This window comes from Neobacillus terrisolis (assembly GCF_051233475.1).
Lineage (GTDB): Bacteria > Bacillota > Bacilli > Bacillales > Cytobacillaceae > Bacillus_BU.
Window position 1 is genome coordinate 268,832 of record NZ_JBKFGH010000008.1, and the last position, 19,632, is coordinate 288,463.

Annotated in this window: 16 protein-coding genes; all 16 read right to left on the reverse strand. The window is 39.3% G+C overall.

Annotated features, from left to right (window positions below):
• Nucleotides 1–167 precede the first annotated feature (167 nt).
• The gene (locus tag ACI48O_RS06955) at nucleotides 168–1,631 is read right to left on the reverse strand and encodes a S41 family peptidase (protein ID WP_435561011.1); all 1,464 of its coding nucleotides are present in this window, start codon (nucleotides 1,629–1,631) and stop codon (nucleotides 168–170) included.
• A gap of 308 nt (nucleotides 1,632–1,939) precedes the next feature.
• Nucleotides 1,940–3,214, reverse strand: coding sequence for a murein hydrolase activator EnvC family protein (locus ACI48O_RS06960; RefSeq protein ID WP_435561012.1), 1,275 nt, complete (start codon nucleotides 3,212–3,214; stop codon nucleotides 1,940–1,942).
• 133 nt (nucleotides 3,215–3,347) lie between these two features.
• Complete coding sequence (gene ftsX / locus ACI48O_RS06965; protein WP_435561013.1) at nucleotides 3,348–4,241, reverse strand: permease-like cell division protein FtsX; 894 nt, start codon at nucleotides 4,239–4,241, stop codon at nucleotides 3,348–3,350.
• Nucleotides 4,231–4,917: a cell division ATP-binding protein FtsE gene (ftsE, locus tag ACI48O_RS06970; protein ID WP_435561014.1), complete on the reverse strand. Its 687-nt coding sequence runs from the start codon at nucleotides 4,915–4,917 to the stop codon at nucleotides 4,231–4,233. Before ftsE ends, ftsX begins: the two co-directional genes overlap by 11 nt.
• A 387-nt stretch (nucleotides 4,918–5,304) precedes the next feature.
• Nucleotides 5,305–5,622, reverse strand: a complete 318-nt coding sequence (cccB, locus tag ACI48O_RS06975; RefSeq protein WP_435561015.1) for a cytochrome c551 — start codon at nucleotides 5,620–5,622, stop codon at nucleotides 5,305–5,307.
• Nucleotides 5,623–5,701: 79 nt separating this feature from the next.
• Nucleotides 5,702–6,520 (reverse strand): YitT family protein, encoded by an 819-nt coding sequence (locus tag ACI48O_RS06980; RefSeq protein WP_435561046.1) that lies wholly within the window; start codon nucleotides 6,518–6,520, stop codon nucleotides 5,702–5,704.
• Between the two features lie 437 nt (nucleotides 6,521–6,957).
• Entirely contained in the window at nucleotides 6,958–8,253 is a 1,296-nt protein-coding gene (locus tag ACI48O_RS06985; RefSeq protein WP_435561016.1) for a hemolysin family protein, read from the reverse strand.
• Nucleotides 8,254–8,303: 50 nt separating this feature from the next.
• Nucleotides 8,304–8,987, reverse strand: coding sequence for a zinc metallopeptidase (locus ACI48O_RS06990; protein ID WP_435561017.1), 684 nt, complete (start codon nucleotides 8,985–8,987; stop codon nucleotides 8,304–8,306).
• 145 nt (nucleotides 8,988–9,132) lie between these two features.
• Nucleotides 9,133–9,939: a TerC family protein gene (locus ACI48O_RS06995; RefSeq protein ID WP_435561018.1), complete on the reverse strand. Its 807-nt coding sequence runs from the start codon at nucleotides 9,937–9,939 to the stop codon at nucleotides 9,133–9,135.
• Nucleotides 9,940–10,209: 270 nt separating this feature from the next.
• Nucleotides 10,210–11,784, reverse strand: a complete 1,575-nt coding sequence (locus ACI48O_RS07000) for an O-antigen ligase family protein (RefSeq protein ID WP_435561019.1) — start codon at nucleotides 11,782–11,784, stop codon at nucleotides 10,210–10,212.
• Nucleotides 11,785–11,800: 16 nt separating this feature from the next.
• Nucleotides 11,801–12,280, reverse strand: a complete 480-nt coding sequence (locus ACI48O_RS07005; protein WP_435561020.1) for a tetratricopeptide repeat protein — start codon at nucleotides 12,278–12,280, stop codon at nucleotides 11,801–11,803.
• A 311-nt stretch (nucleotides 12,281–12,591) separates the two neighbouring features.
• Nucleotides 12,592–14,655, reverse strand: a complete 2,064-nt coding sequence (locus ACI48O_RS07010) for an Ig-like domain-containing protein (RefSeq protein WP_435561021.1) — start codon at nucleotides 14,653–14,655, stop codon at nucleotides 12,592–12,594.
• Between the two features lie 341 nt (nucleotides 14,656–14,996).
• On the reverse strand, nucleotides 14,997–16,562 hold the full coding sequence (locus ACI48O_RS07015; protein WP_435561022.1) for a cytochrome c3 family protein: 1,566 nt from the start codon (nucleotides 16,560–16,562) through the stop codon (nucleotides 14,997–14,999).
• Nucleotides 16,563–16,704: 142 nt separating this feature from the next.
• Complete coding sequence (locus ACI48O_RS07020; RefSeq protein WP_435561023.1) at nucleotides 16,705–17,664, reverse strand: 6-bladed beta-propeller; 960 nt, start codon at nucleotides 17,662–17,664, stop codon at nucleotides 16,705–16,707.
• Nucleotides 17,664–18,398: a tetratricopeptide repeat protein gene (locus ACI48O_RS07025; RefSeq protein ID WP_435561024.1), complete on the reverse strand. Its 735-nt coding sequence runs from the start codon at nucleotides 18,396–18,398 to the stop codon at nucleotides 17,664–17,666. Before ACI48O_RS07025 ends, ACI48O_RS07020 begins: the two co-directional genes overlap by 1 nt.
• A gap of 20 nt (nucleotides 18,399–18,418) precedes the next feature.
• Nucleotides 18,419–19,618 (reverse strand): cytochrome c3 family protein, encoded by a 1,200-nt coding sequence (locus ACI48O_RS07030; RefSeq protein WP_435561025.1) that lies wholly within the window; start codon nucleotides 19,616–19,618, stop codon nucleotides 18,419–18,421.
• Nucleotides 19,619–19,632 lie beyond the last annotated feature (14 nt).

Below are 19,632 nucleotides of genomic sequence, written 5' to 3' on the forward strand. Positions count from 1 at the left end.
TGATTTATCGGCGATGTTTTGAAATTTATCGGCGGTTTTTTGCACTTTATCGGCGGTTTTCCCACTTTTATCGGCGCAAGTGGAAAAAGTCACTCATTTCCAGATTTTAAAAAAGAGCTAAGCCCGCCGAGATTCAGACCCTCGGCCTAACTTAGCTCTCCATCTATCTACTTACTCAAATACTTCAACGCAGTCTGCAGCTGCAAATCATTCTTCTCCTTTCGAAGCTCAGCCATAATCGACTCAACCATGGACGTTGCTGTTTTCTCATCAATCACACCCGTAATCTTCAGCCCCTTCACCTGCTGGAACGCCTTAACAGCCGTTTCCGTTTCCTCACTAAAATAGCCATCCTTCCGTCCCGGAGAAAATCCCAGTCCAGCTAATATCTCCTGCGCATTTTTCACCTGTTCATTGTTCATATCCTTCTTCAGCGGTTTTTCAATCGATAGCGGGTGAGTTCGATACATGGACGGCTGGCTAACCTCAACGGTTGGCTCGATGCCCTTTTTATGAATCCAATTGCCATCTGGAGTCAGCCACTTAAACAAAGTCAGTTTAATGTTACTGCCATCCCCCATCGGGACAGCTTGCTGAACGGTGCCCTTTCCGAACGTTTTTTCACCAATCAGAGGATAGCCCTCTGTCTCCTTTAAAGCACCAGCAAGGATCTCTGAAGCGGATGCACTGCCCTTATCAATCAAAATGGCAATCTCGTAATCTTTTTTCTTTTTCATATTGGAAAAATAACGCAGTTTCTCCCCGTTGCGCTGCTCAATTTGTACATATGGCTTCTGGTCGGTGACAAGCTCGCGCAGAATCGCCTCAACACTTGTTAACAGCCCGCCCGGATTTCCGCGCACATCCAATATCAGGCCATCAATCTTCTTCTTTTCAAACGCCTTCAGCTCTTCTTTAAAATCATCGGCGGTGTCTTCGGAGAAAGTCGTAATTTCAATATAGCCGATATTTTTGCCGTTTTGCTTTTTCAATTCAGCATTGACCGTTTCAAGCGGGATCTCATCCCGTTTAATTTCAACCGTAAGCGGTTTGGTCATCCCTTCTCGCATGATTTCAAGCTTAACCTTCGTTCCTTTTTTTCCGCGAATCTTCAGCGTGGCTTCGTATAAATCGAGGCCCGCGACACTTTCATTGTCCACTTTAAGAATTTCGTCGTTCGGTTTAATCCCGGCTTTTTCAGCAGGTGAGCCTTTAAACGGAGATACGATGATGATTTTCCCGTCCACACTGCTGACTTCTGCTCCGATGCCTTCAAATGTTGACTCGAGCGTTTGGCTGAATTGCTTGGCTGTTTCTTTGTCCATATAGACGGAATAAGGGTCCTCAAGCTTCGAAAGCATGCCTTGAATGGCACCTTCTACCAGTTCCTCCTCATCCACATCCTCTATATATCGTTTCAAAATGAGCTCGTATGCCTGGGAAACCTTTTTTAATTCATTCGTTTCATCGATTTTATCCGCTTCTTCCTTCGTTTGCGAGAGCATTCCCGGTGCCTTGTCCGAAGTTTCCTGAGTGCCTCGGTTGTCCCACCAAGACAGGCCGGCATATGTCCCACCTGCTCCCGTTAACAGCGAACCTGCCAGTAATAGTGCTGTCCACTTTCGGTTCATCCCCATCCATCCTCCTGTTCTCATCACAAAAAATCGGCTGATCCGCATAATTGCACCGAACCGACTTCATATATGGATTTCAAAAAAGACACCACACGAAAGGTGCGATGTCCATGTCCATACATATATATGAAAACAGCGGACAAGTTATGACCGCACAGTACCACATTAAAGCGCTGGGGGACTGTCCCCCGCATCACTGCCGCGTTAAAGCATCGGGGGACTGTCCCCCGGCGCTTTACAGCAGCAAAGAAGGGACACCACTTAAATGGTGTCCCTTCGCTTCTTACTATTTACTATATTACTAATTACATTGGAATGTAGTTTAATGGATTGACTGCGTTTGATTTTTGGGCGTTCCACTCACCTACGTGCAATTCGAAGTGTAGATGCTGGCCGGTAGAGTAACCGGTGTTACCCATATACCCGATCGTTTGGCCCTTTTTCACAACCGCACCTTCTCCGACAGAGCGGCTGCTCATGTGTGCATAGACAGTTGTATAAACTTGCCCATTATAATAATGAGAAACAAAAATACAGTTACCATAGCTGTTTGAATAATAAGAACGGATTACGACACCATCCGCTGCTGCTAGAATTGGAACGGATACTCGATTCGCAATATCAATTCCAGCATGGTATTCACCCCAGCGCATTCCTAAACCAGAAGTAAGAGTACCTGAAGCAGGTCTTGTCCAATATCCGCTCGAAACCGCAGGTGCCGAACCACCGCCTCCAGAACCTCCACCGCTGCTGCCGCCATTTTGAGCCGCAGCCGCAGCCGCTGCTTCAGCTGCAATACGCTGTTCTTCCAATTTAATAGCCCGTTGAATGGCTGATTGCTGAGCTGCTAGAATTGCCGCCTGCTCTTCTAATTCAAGCTTTTCGGCTAACAAATGTTCCTCTTCTTCTTCAAGGGAAGACATAACTTGATCTTTTTCAGTTCTTTGAACAGCCAATTGCTGACTCAATGCCTCTAGCTCTTGAAGCATTTTTTCTAAAGAAGCTAAGTCTGTCTCCACTTGATTTTGCTTTTCTTCAAGTAACTGCTTGTCCTGCTTATGCTGGCGGAGGATATCTTGGTCTGCTTCAAGGATCGTTGCCAATGCGCCCACACGATCGATAAAGTCCCCAAAGCTTTGTGCTCCCATTAGGACATCAAGATAAGTCGCGCGCCCCCCATTCTCTTGGAAAGAACGTGCCCGATCCTTTAACAATTCATTTCGCTTATTTATGCGTTCAGAAATTTGCTGCACTTCTGCTTGGAGCTGCTGAATTTCTGCCTTTTTTCCTTCAATCTCTTGTTCTTTTTGGGTCATTTTCACATTCGTGTCGCCGATTGCATAATCAATCCGCTTCATTTCGCTTTGTAAAGCTGACTGCTCATTTTGAACATTAGTAATCTCGTTATCTGCAGAGTTAATCTCAGAGTTTACGCCGGACTTTTCTCGATTTATTTGGTCTTTCTGACTATTTAAATCCGATAGTTTCGAAGCAGTCGCTATCTCAACACCTACCCCTGGGACAAAGCTGGCTAATGCTAATGTTGCTGCGATTGATAGTGTGTATATTGAACGTTTCATACTCTTAATCCTCCTCTCCACTCAATCTATGTATCTATATATCGACCAAAACGAATGCCTTGGAGACCTTTTGTGAGGCCTCCAAGCATTAATTTTTTAAAAAATAATTCAATACTGGTCTAACAATAACTTATTATACCTTCAAAAACTTCCTAACCGACATTAAGCTTCCCCAAACTCCAATTAAAGCCCCCATTACTAAAAGCAAACCGGAAACCTGGAACATAAACGGATTAAACTCCAGTATTTTGATAAAGTGATCCGCTAGCTTTGGCTGGAGGTAATCATACGTATAATAATAAGCTGTTCCAACGGCTACAATTGGGAGAAGAGATCCAAGAATACCTAACCAAAGTCCCTCTAAGAAAAATGGCCAACGGATAAAGGCATTGGTCGCCCCAACTAGTCTCATAATTTCAATTTCTCTACGTCTCGCCACAATCGTAATTTTAATCGTATTTGAAATAAGGAAGATCGCAGTAAACAACAAGCCTGCAATTAAGGCAATCCCGACATTTCGGCTCACCTCAGTGAAGCTAAACAGCTTTTCCACTTCACCTTGCCCATACTTAACCTTGGCTGCATATTCAAACTTCTCAATCTTTTGAGCCGTTTTCATCGTATCAACTGGATTTTTCGTTTTTACGATAAATACATCGTTTAACGGGTTGTCTTGTTCAAATAGCTTGAAGGCTTCGCCCTCTTCGCCAAGACTCTCGATAATGCCTTTCAGCTCATTTTCCTTCGACGAAAACTTGACCGTTTTCACTTCGGGAATCTGTTCGATTTTAGCCCGTAACAGCTGTTGATCTTCTTTATTAGCAGCAAGATCGATATGGACACGGATTTCCACGTCCTCTTCAATCGATTTCGCCACATTATTGAGGTTCATCATAATCACGAAAAATACACCGACAAGTAAAAGCGTAACCGTCACGGCGCTGACCGACGCGAACGTCATCCAGCCGTTCCGGGCAATACTTTTCAAGCTTTCTCTTATATGACGGCGAATTGTTCTAATTTTCATAGCCATATTCACCCTTCTGCTCATCACGGACAATTTTTCCGGATTCAATGGCAATTACCCGTTTTTTAATCGTGTTAACGATTTCGCGGTTATGTGTTGCCATGACAACCGTTGTTCCTCTCGTGTTAATTTCATCAAAGATGTTCATAATTTCCCACGAAGTGTCCGGATCTAAATTTCCTGTTGGCTCGTCGGCAATTACTACCTTCGGAGCATTTACAATCGAACGCGCAATTGAAACACGCTGCTGTTCCCCACCCGATAACTCTGTCGGCAGCATTCTAGCTTTATGCCTCAAATTAACGAGTTCTAAGGTTTCCATAACCTGCTTCTTAATGTACTTTGGTGACTCCTCGATAACCTCTAAAGCATAGGCCACGTTCTCATACACAGTTAAAGACGGTAACAATTTAAAGTCTTGGAAAACAACCCCTATATTTCTACGCAATAGCGGAACTTTACTATTTTTAATTTTGGATAGGTTCACACCGTTAATCATAATGTCGCCTTTAGTTGGTTTTTCCTCACGGTACATCATCTTAATGAAAGTAGATTTCCCCGCACCACTTGGACCGACGACATAGACAAACTCACCCTGTTTAATTTGGACACTAATCCCATTAACAGCGCTCACACCGTTTGGATATTTTTTGTATACATCCTGCATTTCAATCATCTATATCACCTTTAGTCAAAGTATGTCATTGGAGCCTTCTTTATATTATAAAAAAAGTGCTTTTTCGACAAAAATTTATATTTCCTCATTCAAAAACCATACAAACATTAATCAACAAAATAGTTAAATGTCTGACAACAATTATTATTATAACATCATAGAATGTAGAATTGACGATAAAAAATATTACATTTTCGTATCATATTGACATAAAAAAACCATATTTCACCTGCATTGGGACAATTGGCATATGTAATTCTATGAATATTTTCTCAAAACGACATTCCAACTGCAGACATCATTCTACAAAATCCTACAAAAGTCGCTAAAAACGAGCGCAAAAAAACGTTCCGGTGTCAACACCCGGAACGTTTTCTTCTATTCTACTTATTTTTTCTCAGCTAACCAGCCAGCAACGGCTGTTGCGTCAGCTCCAGTTAATTGACCTTTTGGCATTGCATTTCTACCGTCTACAATAACCTTTTCAATTTCATCTTTAGATAGTCTTGAACCTACTTGAGTAAGATCAGGACCCACTCCACCTTTTAGGTCAGTTGCGTGACAGCTAGAACATTTTTGAGAATAAAGCTTTTCAGGATCAACAGCGCTTCCAGCTGTATCCTTGGCGCTGTCTCCGCCGCCACAGGCAGCTAATGTAAATACAAGTGTAGTTCCCGCTAAAATTCCGAGCATTTTCTTTTTCATTACCAAAATCCCCCTCGAAAATTGTCAATGATTACATTTTCGAATATATTATAACAATTTTATGACAGTTTGAAACCTTTTAAGACTTCTTGAAACCTTCTCCCAACACCTCAGCCGCTTCCATAACCACGACAAACGCTGATGGATCAATACTTTTCACTAATTGTTTCAATTTTGTGAATTCCGTGTGATTAAACACACACATGATGACCGGACGTTCGGAATCAGTATACCCACCTTGCGCAACGAGTTTTGTCACACCACGGTCCATCTTGTTTAAAATCGCTTCACGAACCTCCAGCTCATTCTCTGTAATAATCATCGCCATTTTCGACAATCCGAAGCCAACCTGAACCAAATCAATCGTTTTACTAGTCGCATACAGGCTGAGCAACGCATACAAGCCGCTTTCGATATTAAAAGCAATCGCAGCCGACAGCACAATTAAACCGTCAATCAATGCGACACATGTCCCTAACGACAACCCGCTATATTTATGGATAATTTGCGCAGCCAAATCCGTCCCACCTGTTGACGCTCTGCCGCGAAAAACAATACCAATCCCGAGTCCAACACAAATCCCGCCAAACAATGATGCCAAGAGCTGATCATTCGTCCACGGTGCCCAATCCTTCGTTAAAAAAACAATCAATGGCACAAAGATCGTTCCAACAAGCGTCTTCGCCCCAAACTGCCGTCCCAGTAAAATTACTCCGGCGATAAACAGCGGGATATTCAACGACCATTGCACATAAGCCGGCTCCCAGCCTGCTACTGAGTATAAAATCGTACTTATTCCGCTCACGCCGCCTGAAGCTATTCTGTTTGGCAGCAAAAAAACATTAAAAGCAATCGCCACAAGTGCCGAGCCCACAATTACGAGTATGTATTCAAACATTCTCCCTAGTGGAGAATGTTCTCCGTATCGGACTTGCTTTCTTTTCATTCCAATTCTCCTCATCCAAGTTCTATGTTGTTACAATTTTTAAGAAATTATATGTGAGTATAACATGTCGAAAAATCTTCGTAAATGACAGCGTGCTACCATAGTAGAGAGATAAAGCCTATGTTTAGGGTGTGGAGATTGGAAGAGGATTATGAATGCAAAATAGAGGTGATGACTTTTAATTGGCTGCACTTCTTTGTAAAACTCGTGATAAAATTGACAAAAATATGGCATCGGCAAATTAGATTGTTAAATCAGCAAATAAAACACTGATTTTTGCAAATAAGATTGCAAACTCGACAAATAAAACATTTTAACAACGCAAAAAGCAGCTCTAATTTAGAGCTGCTTCTACATTTATGGTCTTCGACTTAAAATCCGCCGATCAATTATTTCTTCCTTACTTCTAAAAACAAAATATGATGACCTTCAATTTCTTTGATTTTAAAAACATAACCTTCTGCTTCGATTTCATCACCGAGCTTGGCGTCGATGTTGCGCGTTAAGAACCAGCCGCCAATCGTGTCCACTTCCTCATCAGAAAGATCAATGCCTAACGTATCGTTGACTTCATCGACCAAAACCCGTGAACTGAAAATATAGTGGTCAGCACCTTGTTTACGAACCTCAGCCACTTCATCGGCATCAAATTCGTCGCGGATTTCACCGACGATTTCCTCGAGAATATCCTCAACCGTGACAAGTCCAGATGTGCCTCCGTACTCATCCAATAGGATCGCCATGTGAATCCGTTCCTTTTGCATTTTAACCAAGAGGTCGTGAATCGGAATCGTTTCAATAACGCGAATAACCGGTTTTACTAATTTACTTAACTCGATTTCGTTGCGGAAATCCTTACGAGTGAGATTTAAAGTCAGTAGTTCCTTAATGTTGACCATCCCAAGAATGTTATCCTTGTCGCCGTCGATAACGGGGTAGCGCGTATATTTCTCGTTACGGACCACATCCATGATCGAAGTCAGGTCATCTTTAATATCAAAGCTGACAATTTCGGTACGCGGCACCATGATTTCTTTGGCAATCCGCTCGTCAAATTCGAAAATTTTGTTCACGTAATTCAATTCTGCTTTATTGATTTCTCCGCCCTTATAGCTCTCAGAGAGCAGGATACGCAGCTCCTCTTCTGAGTGGGCTAATTCATGCTCAGAAGCAGGCTTTAACCCAAACAGACCGACAAACAGCCGTGCTGAGCCATTCAACACCCAAATGAAAGGATACATGATTTTATAAAACAAAATAATCGGGCGAGCAAACAGAAGCGTAACGGCTTCTGCTTTTTGAATCGCCACCGTTTTTGGAGCTAGCTCACCAATAACGACGTGTAAGAAGGTCACAGAGCCAAAGGCAATCGCAAACGATAAAATGCTGGCTACTGAATCATTAATAGCCATTCTTTCAAATAACGGATGCAGGATATCCTCAACCGTCGGTTCACCCAGCCAACCTAGCCCTAACGCAGTGACGGTAATTCCGAGCTGGCACGCTGATAAATACTCATCAAGATGGGTGATTACTTTTTTTGCGGAAATCGCCCCTTTTTTACCCTCGGCAATCAATTGGTCAATCCGTGAACTTCTTACTTTTACAATGGCAAACTCCGTCGCCACGAAAAAGGCGGTAAAGGCGATTAAAATCGCAACTAAAACAAGGTTAATTAATATCAATGAATTGCCTTACTGAGTAAGGCGTACACCTCCTAGATGTAAAAAGAAAATTAGTCTTCGTCACCTTGCATGAAAATCATTACATATTTCAAAAGCTCAAGTAATGAAATTAACGCAGCAGCCACATACGTTAATGCTGCGGCATTAAGAACCTTTTTGACACCATGTTCTTCGTCATTGTATAGAATACCTTCAGCAACCATCAGGTTTCTAGCTCTGGAGCTTGCGTTAAACTCAACCGGCAATGTAATGAGCTGGAAGGCAACCGCGACTGAAAAGAATAGAATCCCTAAGCCGATAAGTGAGAAGGCCTGGAACAAAAATCCTCCAATTAAAAGGAAAGGAGCAATCCCAGAGGCAATATTTACAACTGGGAACATCCGGTGTCTCAACATTAACGCTGCATAGCCTTGCTTATGCTGAATAGCATGTCCAATTTCGTGTGAAGCTACTGAGATAGACGAAATAGAACTTCCGTAATAAACAGCTTCAGACAGGCGAACTACTTTATGAATCGGGTCATAGTGGTCGGAAAGCGTGCCGCGAACGACCTGGATTGGAATGTGCGACAATCCATTTTGGTCAAGCAACGTCCGTGCCACCTCTGCACCAGTCCGGCCTGTTCTAGAAGGAACATTCACCCATTTATTAAACGTACCTTTTACTCGAAATTGTGCCCAAATTGAAATTCCAAATGCGATAAAAATCAAAAAGTCCATCGGATGAAAAAACACGTTGAATTCCTCCTAAATTAATAAATATGATGACCGGGCAAGGGGAGAAAACAGATCAATCTCCCTCCCCATACCGGTTTATAAAACACAGTTAAAATCTAATTATACACTTACGATTTATCTTAACAAAAAGTTTCATTTTGTTTTAAATTACCTCTGTTTTACCATCTTCATTCGCAACAACCTCTGCTTCCGGTTTTTCTTTTGAAAGAAACCAGCCGCCCAAAGCAATGCCAACTAGGACAACATAGAAGCTAGCCTTCCAAAGTGTTGAGTGCGAGAACTCCTCGCTCAAGACACCAAGTGCCGGATGTGAAAGAGTGTAAACAGCAAGCTTCACACCAACCCAGCCAACAATCATAAACGCTGCGATCTCAAGACCAGGCCGCTTGTGTAAAAGGTCAACAAACAGGTTGGCTGCAAAACGCATTATGATTAACCCAAGCATTCCGCCAGCAAAGATAACTAAGAACTTACCGCCATCAAGTCCGCCAATATTCGGAAGCGGAGTGTCCGGAAGCATCACTGCCAGAGCAACCGCAGCGAGGATTGAGTCGACCGCAAAGGCGATATCCGCCACTTCAACCTTTAACACCGTTGTCCAGAAGCTTGAACCCTTCTTGGTTGGTTCCACGTTTTCTTCGTTACCTTCAGACGATTTTGATTTAACCAATTTACGAAAAATATGATTCCCTGCCATAAACAGAAGATAAAGGGCGCCGACCGCCTGCAGCTGCCATACATCAACGAGATAAGAAATGACAAACAATGATCCGAAACGGAAAATAAACGCCCCTGCTAGCCCGTAAAATAAAGCCTTTTTTCGTTCCTCTAACGGCAAATGTTTTACCATAATCGCCAACACTAAAGCATTATCCGCTGCGAGTAGACCTTCCAGCACAACCAGGACAAGCAACACCCAGCCGTATTCCAATAATAATGATACATCCATGAGATGATCCTCCTTTAAAAAATAATTTTTAAAGTCATATCCCCAGCGGCAACAAAAAGGCCTCTACCGGAATGGTAAAGGCCTAAAAAACAAAATAAAAAGACCTTTACCGTTGAAAGTAAAGGTCTCGCTAACAACGTCACGTTGCCAATAAAGCCGGAGAAACACGTTCTCGGAATGACGACTTTATTGTCCAGCTACTCCCCTTTAATAAGGAAATATGATATTAATACTAATTTACTGGATGACGTGGAAGTTGTCAATAATAAATTAAGCTACCTTCTCCTCTTTATTATATAGCTCAGAAGTAAGAATACCTAACAAAATATAAAAAATAACCGAAACGCCAATAATCGAGTCATTTACTATTCCTTGAATTAAGTAGGCAAACAAAATAAAGGTTATGGCTACGATTTCTGAGTCTTCATTTAGATTTTTATTTAATACAATCCATTTGACACTTTTCCACAAAGGAATAACTACCATGATTAAAAATATTAATAGTCCAAGTACTCCTGTTCCAAATGCTAAATCGAGATACAATGAATGTGGCTTAGTTGCTACAGCTATTGTACCTACCCCGCTAATCATGTTTATATCGTTTTGCGGAAAGTGATAAGTATATGTGTCCAAACCGTAACCTAAGATTGGTCTTTCATATATAAGCGGAAGGGTTGTTTTCCAAAGATATCCTCGACCTGAACCCCAGGATATACCTGCTTCTGGTAATTGAGGAATAAAATTTTCCACTTGCCGCTTTGGAGATATAACATTAGAACCAGCTTTATTCTGATCTGTACTAGGTTCTGAAGATTTCTCTTTTGCTTTAATATCGCTATTCTGGTTAAAAAAAGGATTTAAACTTTGATAATTTCCAAAAGTTTCATTCCACACTTTTTCATTATGATTATTCATTGGGATAAAAACTATCGTTAGACTAAGAACTAACGAAAATCCTAATAATAGTTCCTTATATTTTTTATTAAAAAATATAAGCACTAAAAAAAGAGGGACTAATAGTAATATTGTAAAAAATCCGCTGTTTGATAGCGATGCCAGTAGAATGGAAAAAGACAAAAATAATAAAATAATATTAATTATTTTTAGCTTAAGATTTTTACATAAAGTAGCTAAAATAAAAAAAGTAATAAATAACATTGCTGAAACACCGCTTAAATAGTTCCCTTGATCAAGAGTCCCCATTAAGTATGAACCTTCTGAAAAAGCAAACTCATCGCCTAGATTCCCAATAATCATATGTAAAACCACTTTATTTTTAAGTAAATTAGTACCATAAAAATTTAGTAATCCTATTATACTGTTTACTATCGTAAAGGGGATTAGGATGTATAAAGTCCATTTTAAATAACTTTTCGGTATCTTAATATTTGAAGCTATGAAAAAAAGAATCGCATAACATAAGTATGTAATGGTTCCTTCATTTCTGTCAAAAATTCCTCTTAAAACCAAAAATTTATGGGTAGCAAACATGGAAGATAATAGAACAACCACAATAAATAAACCAATTAATAAATTAACACTACTCTTTTTAATACTATAATTGAAAACAAAAACTTTAATAATAAAAATGAGTGAAAGAATAATTGTTATGAAGATTAATAATAAATATTTATTATAGGAGAATATTTCAAATTTTTCACCTGTAGAATAACTGGGTATTGCTGTAAAAGAAGGACTAATAAAATCTATAAAACTCCCCCTTAGTATTAAAGGGACTAGCAATAGCGCAACCAATAATCCAAAAAAAATTACCTTATCAACCAGCATTTCATTTTTGTTAAATAGAAAGTTATGTTTCATTTTTTGTTTTGTCTTTATTTCCATGTCTACACCTTTGAGATTATTTATTTTTTTGTTCAATTAATGCATATAATTCAACAAACTCGTTTTTAAATTGCTCCTCATTTCTATAATTTGATATTTTATCTAGCAATAACTTAGCTTTCTCATGCTCATTGTTTAATATTAACGCTCTTGAATATCTTAAATTAAAGTGTGGGTCCAACTGGAAATTGGGATTAATCCCCAAAACCTTTTGGAAATTTGAAACCGCAATATCATATTCCCCCATTGCTACTTGTGCAATTGCCAGGTAAGTAGTTATGTTTTCATCATTTTGATATTTATTAATTAGTTCGTGTAAAAGTGGGATTGCCTTATTGGGTTCTTGATTCCTTATTAATTCTTTAGAATAACTAAATAATTCATAGTCCCTTTCATATTCGTCCTTTTCTGATTCACCAATCCAATATGTTATATTTATACATACAACAATTAAAAGTAACATAATAAGTAAAGCTGTTTTACTATTAAATTGCATGTTCAGTTCTCCCCACCAAAAACAGTTTTTTATACGATTATCGAACTACAAAATAACAATAGTTAATATTTTTATTATTAATAAAATTATATCAATATTATTAAAATAATTTAATTTTCCCAAATGACATATGGTGAACAATTTTTGACAATAAATAAGAAAAATCCCCAAATAAGCCCTTTTGGGGAAAAATGTTAAATTATTTTTAATGATGGGATCTTTTTACAAAAAACAGGAGATATTCGTGAATTGATTAAATTACACAAATTTCTCCTGTTTTATTCTTTAAATTAATAATTGTTTTTTTAAAGCTATTGTGTTGTTGGATTCTTTCTTGGTGCATGTGCAGCACTTAATGCTTTATTTTCGCCATATCCATGACAGGTTGAACATGCTCGTTGGTCTGTTGTGTTATGTCCATCGGACTTTGTAACGTCTAGTTGTTTAACCGTAATTCCGTATAGGGACGTTGATCCGTTATGGCATTTTGTACAGAAGCTTCGTTCCTTAGAAGCATCCCATTCCCCGGACTCCGCTATGAAGTCTGCTCCAATGTTCTCATGACCAATTCTCGTTTTCAAATTCATAATATTACTTGAACCATGAGTATCATGACATTCAGCACAAGGAATATGTCCAGCAAGTGGACTGCCGTCCTGTGCTTTAATAATATGGCCAGAAAAGTTTTTCTCTTCGACAGTAATTTCTCTATTGGAGAAAGAACCACTACCATTGGTAATCTCATATTGTTTCTTCAATTCTTCAGTCAAATTCGAATAAAAATCAGAAATAACAGGAATACTCGCATATTTTTGACGGAAGTTTTGATTATGACAGCGTAGACAAAGTTCAAAGTCTTCCAGTATTCCAGATGCTGAGTTCCACTTTTTATATTCAAAAAGGCGATATTCAACTGCTGGATGAGCAATCTTCTCAGCGCTATCCGACTCATGACAAGACTCACACAGTTGTTCTTTGCTACTAATTTTCCCAACAGGTTTGTCCTCATTCACTGGATCAGATGGTAAATGTGTATAAACGATTTGATCCTGTGTAAAATTTGGATTCTTCTCTGACCAATCCAAGTGTGGATTGTGACAGCTGGAGCAAGAACTACCATTTGGCTTCCCATCTAAACTTACAGCGGCATCATGTTTATGGGTTTTATCCGTATTTGATGGTTTTGGAGCAACCGTTCCATCATGACAGGCCATGCAGTAATTATCAACTGAGAAGGTTTCACCTACTTGAATTGTTTTACTGTCTAATAAATTAGGATTGGCAGCTGCATGTGTAGAATGACAATTGCCACATATATTGACATTATTATTATAATACTCGTGCGGATTCTCATGTTCTACTGTTGTAGATACTTCGGTTATAAATGACCAAAATCGCGGGCGTCCCATATTCCCAGCCGCATCAACTAAACCTGCCGAATTTACTAATACATTATACTTTTTCCCAGCAGTAAGTGGTTCCATAGGAGTAAAGGTAACTTCCTTGGTTATTGGGTCAAACGAATTTACCCCAGGAATTGAGGTTCCGTTTTGAGAAAGAGTGATGCTGTTTTCAATCGCTTGCAAATCTAAAAGTGTTGCATCAGAAATCTTTATCTTTATGGTCGTATCTAATGAAACTTGAGTCATATCATGTTTAGGAAATACATCGGGTAATACAATTGGACGGGTTTTGTCCAAAATATATGAGACTTCACTTACACTGCCTTCATTACCGGCACGATCAATCGCTTTTGCAAAGATTGTATGATTTCCATTTGCTAAAGTATCAGCATTATAAGTCCATACGCCTTCAACATCTGCAGCAGTCTCAACCCAGGTACCATTTACTTGTCCGTTTTCACCCATGATACAATCGATACAGAGCTTTACAGTTGATCGTGACTCTGTGGTACCTTCGATAGATGAAGTATTAACATATGCCCCACTAGTAGGTTTTACGAATGTAATGGTTGGAGAAGTAAAATCTGTCGTAATTGAAATTGTTTCAGACGTATCTGTATTACCAGAAGAATCAGAAGCTTCAGCGTGTAAACTATGAGAGCCTTCTTCTGTTAATTCCACCATTATACTCCATGTCCCATTAATGATCTCCGTTGTTGTACCAATTTGTTGTGTTCCTTCGTATAGGATAACGGAAGCATCTGCTTGAAAATTCTCAACTGTCCCAGAAACAGTAATAGGAGATTGATTATAGTATACTCCGGTTGCAGGAGAAGTGATTGAAACAATCGGTCCATTTTCTATAGCTACAACTGTAGCTAGATTAATGAATAGGTTTAATCCAAACAATTGGATAACTAAAACTAGAACAATTAAAACCTGTAGTTTATTCAGGAGTCCACTTTTTTTCATTTTGTCCCCCTCGTTTCTGCTATATCTGTTTCACTATTACTATTTTAATTGTTTATAGGTGAAGGTACTAGTTATTAAGAGTAATATTCAATAAATATTCATTTATATATAGTAAAAATAATATAAAATTCCATTCAATAAAATTGAGACACCAAAGTTAACACTGAGATTTGACAATCTTGCGAACTAACATTTGACAAATGTGTGAACGTGAACTAAAATACATCAGTATAAGTGTATCAATAAAAAAATAAGGTGCTATGCCGAAGCATAACACCTTATTCCATACATTTTTTCTCTTGAGCTAATAATTAGTTGCAGCTAATTGTTAGCTTATTTTATTAATAGCCAGTAGGCATTCCAACTGGGTGATCAGCATTACGCTCTGCGTTCTTAATAGTTTCAGCGTGTGAGCTGTTGTGACATGCCCAACATACTGACATGTTAGTGAACTTCTTAAGAGCTGAAGAAGCGTTGTTGTCTTGCATGTAAGCTAAAGCTCCTGCTTCATCACCTTCGTATGTTCCACCAACCTCAGCAACTAAGTCTTTAATTGTACGTCCAAGCGCATCTTTCATGATGTAAGCGTCAGTACCGTGACCATAGTGACAGCGTACGCAAGTGTAAGAGTCGCTGTTTGTGCTGTGACGGTAGGCAGCAGTTTCGTCACCGAAGTGAGATCCACCACTAGAGCTGTTTGCTACTAGGTAGTCAGTATGACAAGCAGCACAGAATTGAGACATTTTTACCCCAACGTTTTTAACAACGTTTGAAGCATCTACAGTGTAACCAAGGTCTTTTAATTCTTGAGCAGTTTTACCGCCGAATTTTGCAATATCAGCACCAGACCAGTATGCACTTTGAATAGTTTCGTAGCCTTCTTTAGCCATTTGAACTACTACAGGACGAGCGATGAAACCTTCATCAGCAAGTTTAAGTTTATCAGCACCAGTTTGGTTTACCGAGTAAACTTCAGCATGCTCGAAATCGAAGTAAACGTTTTTGTTGTAAGAAGAAATACCAGTACTTCCATCCATTAAACGTGTCCAATATTTCGTTTCATCTGTACGATTATCATAACCATATAACCATGGAGCAGTAGTTTTTACATAAGTTGCACCACTCTTGTTGTATTGGGCAATAGTTACTTTACCATGACCATCAACAGGAGCTTCTTCAGTACGTAATAATACTACAGCAGCTGTTTGTCCACTTAAATCATCCACTACTGGAATATTTACTAATTGGTTACCACCTGAAGCAACTGGCATTGCACCAATTCCGTTTGGATTGTATTGTAATAAACGGTCAGAGTAAGATCCGTGTGGAGCGTGACAGCTAGCACAGTTGAAGCTTTCTCCCCACATAGTTCCTCTTACTTTGTCATCAGATGTATCAGCATCTGTTAAGTCAGCAGGATTTCCACCAGGAGCTGCTTTGATTTGAACAGAGTCGTTTGCCATGTGCACTGAAGAACCGTGAGTACCACCGAATGTACCTGCACCACTCATTGTTACAGCAGTATCAGCAGTAACTGAACCATCAGAGAATACGTTTAAGAAACCTAAAGTACCATCATGACAAGCAGTACAAGTGTTGTATACGCCATCAGCGAATAATAATTGGTCGCCTTTTGCAGTATGTGTTTGGTGACAGCTAGCACAAGAGTTTGTGTTGTTTTGGTAAGAAGTGTGAGTATTGTGACCAGCTAAATTTTTTCTTACAGTAGCAGATGTAGAACCGTCATTTACGTCCACACCTTCAGCCGTTTTGTTTGCGTTTTGGATGATCGGATCTGCTCCACCTTCATTTGCAGTACCTGGAGTCAGGTTTTCTGCAGCTGCAGCTGTTGCGAACAAGGCAATCATCATGACTGCAAAAAGTAAGCTTAAGCCAAACTTTTTCATGTTTAAGAACCTCCCTATGATTCTTTCGTTTCTCTTTTTCTCTCTTTTTTGTCTCTAGCACTCTATGAAATTACAGTTTGCGTGCCTCTGTTACTATATCACCCCCTTTCAGGATAGAGAGTTTACATATTTGAAAAACCTCTTAGTTGAATGCTTGTACTCTTAAGTTAACGGTATCGGTAATGTAAACAGTATCCTCTTGGTCAACATACAGACCATTTGGTAAATAAAATTGACCATTAGAATCTCCCATTCCGCCAAACTCAAATACTTTTTCCCCATTTTTATCAAAACCATATACTAAATGGGTTAAGTTACTTACGATGTACATAATGCCTCGGCTATCAATATCAATCCCGCGCGGATTAACCAGAATGGATTCACCTTTACCGTCCTTAGAACCATTGATGATTTTTACAAATTTACCGTTTTTGTCGAAAATTTGTACACGTTGGTTTCCTGTATCTACGACATAAATATTGCCATCTTCATCTGCTGTAACTGCATTCGGTGCATTAAACTCGCCATTTTTTTTGCCAGGTTTTCCAATTTCTAAAAGCAATTTGCCATCCATATTAAAAACAAATACTTTGTTGGCTGAAATATCTGTAACATACACTTTTTTATCGATGATTCTTAAAGCCGCTGGAGCAGTGATTTTTTTCGCTTTTTCAGCAAAGTTTGCGATAAACTTACCCTTTGCATCATGAATGGAGATTTTCCCATTATACAAATCTGCAACGAATACTCGTCCTTTATCATCAACCGAAATACCGTATGGGAACTTAAATTCCCCTTCTCCTTCTTTTCCACCAAAGCTGAATAGCGGAGAACCTGCTACATCAAATACCTGAACTCGTTTATTATTTGTATCTGTTACATATTTGTAAGAGCTTGTTGTTGCGATATCCATCGGCTTAGAAAGTGTATTATTGAAATCTCCAATAATGTTATAGCTGAACGATGGTGCCCCATTTGGATCAATTACATCGATTAACCCAGTCTTTAGATTTGACGTTTGATTTATAAACATAAAGATAAATACAGCTGCTGTTGCCAAGAAAATAACTGCCATCCCAGTATATACATTCCGTCTTTTCATTATTTTCCACCTTCAGTCTCTTTATCTTTGTCGGTCTGTTTATCTGCAGCCGTATCTTTATCCTTAAGTCGATCTAAGGCATTCACTGCATCCTCAAACAGCGGATCATAGCCAAGTGCTTCCTTATAAACAGCGATTGCATTTTCATAATCCTTTTTAGCTTCATAGACCATACCAATTTGATAGATAATATCCGCATTCGTACGACTTAATTTATTTGCCGTTTCCAATGAATTCAGTGCTTCATCATACATCTCCATTTCTCGATAGGTAATACCTAATTGAAGATGGCCTTTAAAATCTCTAGGGGCAATTTTTACCGCTTTCCCGAACGCTTTTAGTGCATCATTGTAGTTTTCTTCATCAAGAAAAACTAGTCCCATATTATAATGAGCATCATAGTAGTTTTTATCCTGTTCTAAAACAGTATCAAACTCTTTAATTGCCTTTTCGTTTTCACCTTTAAGGTAATAGGTGTAACCCAGAACAATTCGGTTTTCCATATTAGAAGGGTCTTTGCGAACTTCTTCTTGATAATGTTTAAGCTGTTCGTTTACCCGCTTCATATCTAAATTATTCCAGAAATAAAGTTTCCCTGCTGCATAACCGGCACCTATAGAAACTACAAGCGTTAGGAATAAGAGAAGAATCCCTGTTTTTTTCGTAAATGTTTTTGGTGCTTTTTTTGTTGTTTTTCCCTCAACATTTTGAGGCTGCTTTTCTGTTGCTTCCATACAAATTCCCCTCTCGGAATCTATTGATTAGCCTTAGTACTACTGCTTGTTCGATGACAGTTCATACACTTTTTTTCATTATGGCATCTGTTACAGGACTTATCATATTTTTGATTTTCAGCAACCTCAATTGGGTGGCTGTTTCTCCATGGTCGGTTATGTGAGCTTGGATGACATGAAGAACATTGAACGCTTGTAACAGGATGACTCTCCTTATTACCGGCCAATATCCGGTTATCATGACAAGTCATACATGTATCTGTACTTTTAGAAAGACTCCCATGTATTGACATAAAGTGTGATTGTTTATGACTGGCTGGTCTTTCCTTGTGACAATCCCTACAGAACGTATTCGTTTTAGCATAGGTTTGCACTGTAACTTGCGGCACTGCTTTATCTTTATCCAACAAGCGTTGATAGGTTGGAGTTTCCTTGAATAAATCATATTTTGAGGTTGACATATAGGAATGACATTTTTCACATTTTTGAAGTTCTTCAGCTTGGATGTCCTTCCCGTGTCCACCGGCTTTAAACTGTTCTGTTTTATGATTATCCGGAACCATCGTTGATTCGTGACAGGCAGTACACTCTAGCGGTGCCTTTTGCAATTCGTGGCATTCCATACATGTGTCCATTTGTGGACTCGTGAATTTCTTGTCACTCATTAACGATGCCCCAAGCTTTTCATTCCATTTGCCATAATCACTTTTATAGGTTACTTTCCGATCAGAAATTTCACCATGAGCTGTACCGCTGTGACACTGAACGCACTCGATTCCCTCTTCTTTATGTTTCGTGTGCGGAATAATTAAATCACCGGATACTGAGAAGTTACGAGTTTTGATATTGTGACACCTTTCACAAGCTTCATCCGGAATCAAGTTAGGCATTTTAATAGGAGCTTGGTATTTGTCTGTTGTTTTCATATATACTTCGACTAGGCCGTTTGCTTTCGCTTTTGCAAAATTCTCTGCGCCTGGCTGAATATGACAGCTGACGCAATCGACTTCACTATGAGTGGAAGCCTTCCAGGTATAGTATTGTGGCTTCATCTCGTGGCACGAGGAGCAGAATTTCGAACTTGAAGTCGATTCTACTCCTACGAATCCGAGACCAAAAAAGACAAGGAGAAATATAAACGTTAAGGTTAGTCCCTTAATGATTTTTAACTTATTACTGGATGGGGGAGGGGTTGGTTGTTCATTATGCTGTTCTTCCATTGTTTACCCTCCTT

Coding starts and splice junctions, on each gene's coding strand:
- ACI48O_RS07030 (WP_435561025.1), bottom strand. CDS start 19,618: ATGGAAGAACAGCATAATGAACAACCAACCCCTCCCCCATCCAGTAAT.
- ACI48O_RS06955 (WP_435561011.1), bottom strand. CDS start 1,631: ATGAACCGAAAGTGGACAGCACTATTACTGGCAGGTTCGCTGTTAACG.
- ACI48O_RS07010 (WP_435561021.1), bottom strand. CDS start 14,655: ATGAAAAAAAGTGGACTCCTGAATAAACTACAGGTTTTAATTGTTCTA.
- ACI48O_RS06980 (WP_435561046.1), bottom strand. CDS start 6,520: ATGTTTGAATACATACTCGTAATTGTGGGCTCGGCACTTGTGGCGATT.
- ACI48O_RS07005 (WP_435561020.1), bottom strand. CDS start 12,280: ATGCAATTTAATAGTAAAACAGCTTTACTTATTATGTTACTTTTAATT.
- ACI48O_RS07025 (WP_435561024.1), bottom strand. CDS start 18,398: ATGGAAGCAACAGAAAAGCAGCCTCAAAATGTTGAGGGAAAAACAACA.
- ftsE (WP_435561014.1), bottom strand. CDS start 4,917: ATGATTGAAATGCAGGATGTATACAAAAAATATCCAAACGGTGTGAGC.
- ftsX (WP_435561013.1), bottom strand. CDS start 4,241: ATGAAAATTAGAACAATTCGCCGTCATATAAGAGAAAGCTTGAAAAGT.
- ACI48O_RS07000 (WP_435561019.1), bottom strand. CDS start 11,784: ATGGAAATAAAGACAAAACAAAAAATGAAACATAACTTTCTATTTAAC.
- ACI48O_RS07020 (WP_435561023.1), bottom strand. CDS start 17,664: ATGAAAAGACGGAATGTATATACTGGGATGGCAGTTATTTTCTTGGCA.
- ACI48O_RS07015 (WP_435561022.1), bottom strand. CDS start 16,562: ATGAAAAAGTTTGGCTTAAGCTTACTTTTTGCAGTCATGATGATTGCC.
- ACI48O_RS06995 (WP_435561018.1), bottom strand. CDS start 9,939: ATGGATGTATCATTATTATTGGAATACGGCTGGGTGTTGCTTGTCCTG.
- cccB (WP_435561015.1), bottom strand. CDS start 5,622: ATGAAAAAGAAAATGCTCGGAATTTTAGCGGGAACTACACTTGTATTT.
- ACI48O_RS06960 (WP_435561012.1), bottom strand. CDS start 3,214: ATGAAACGTTCAATATACACACTATCAATCGCAGCAACATTAGCATTA.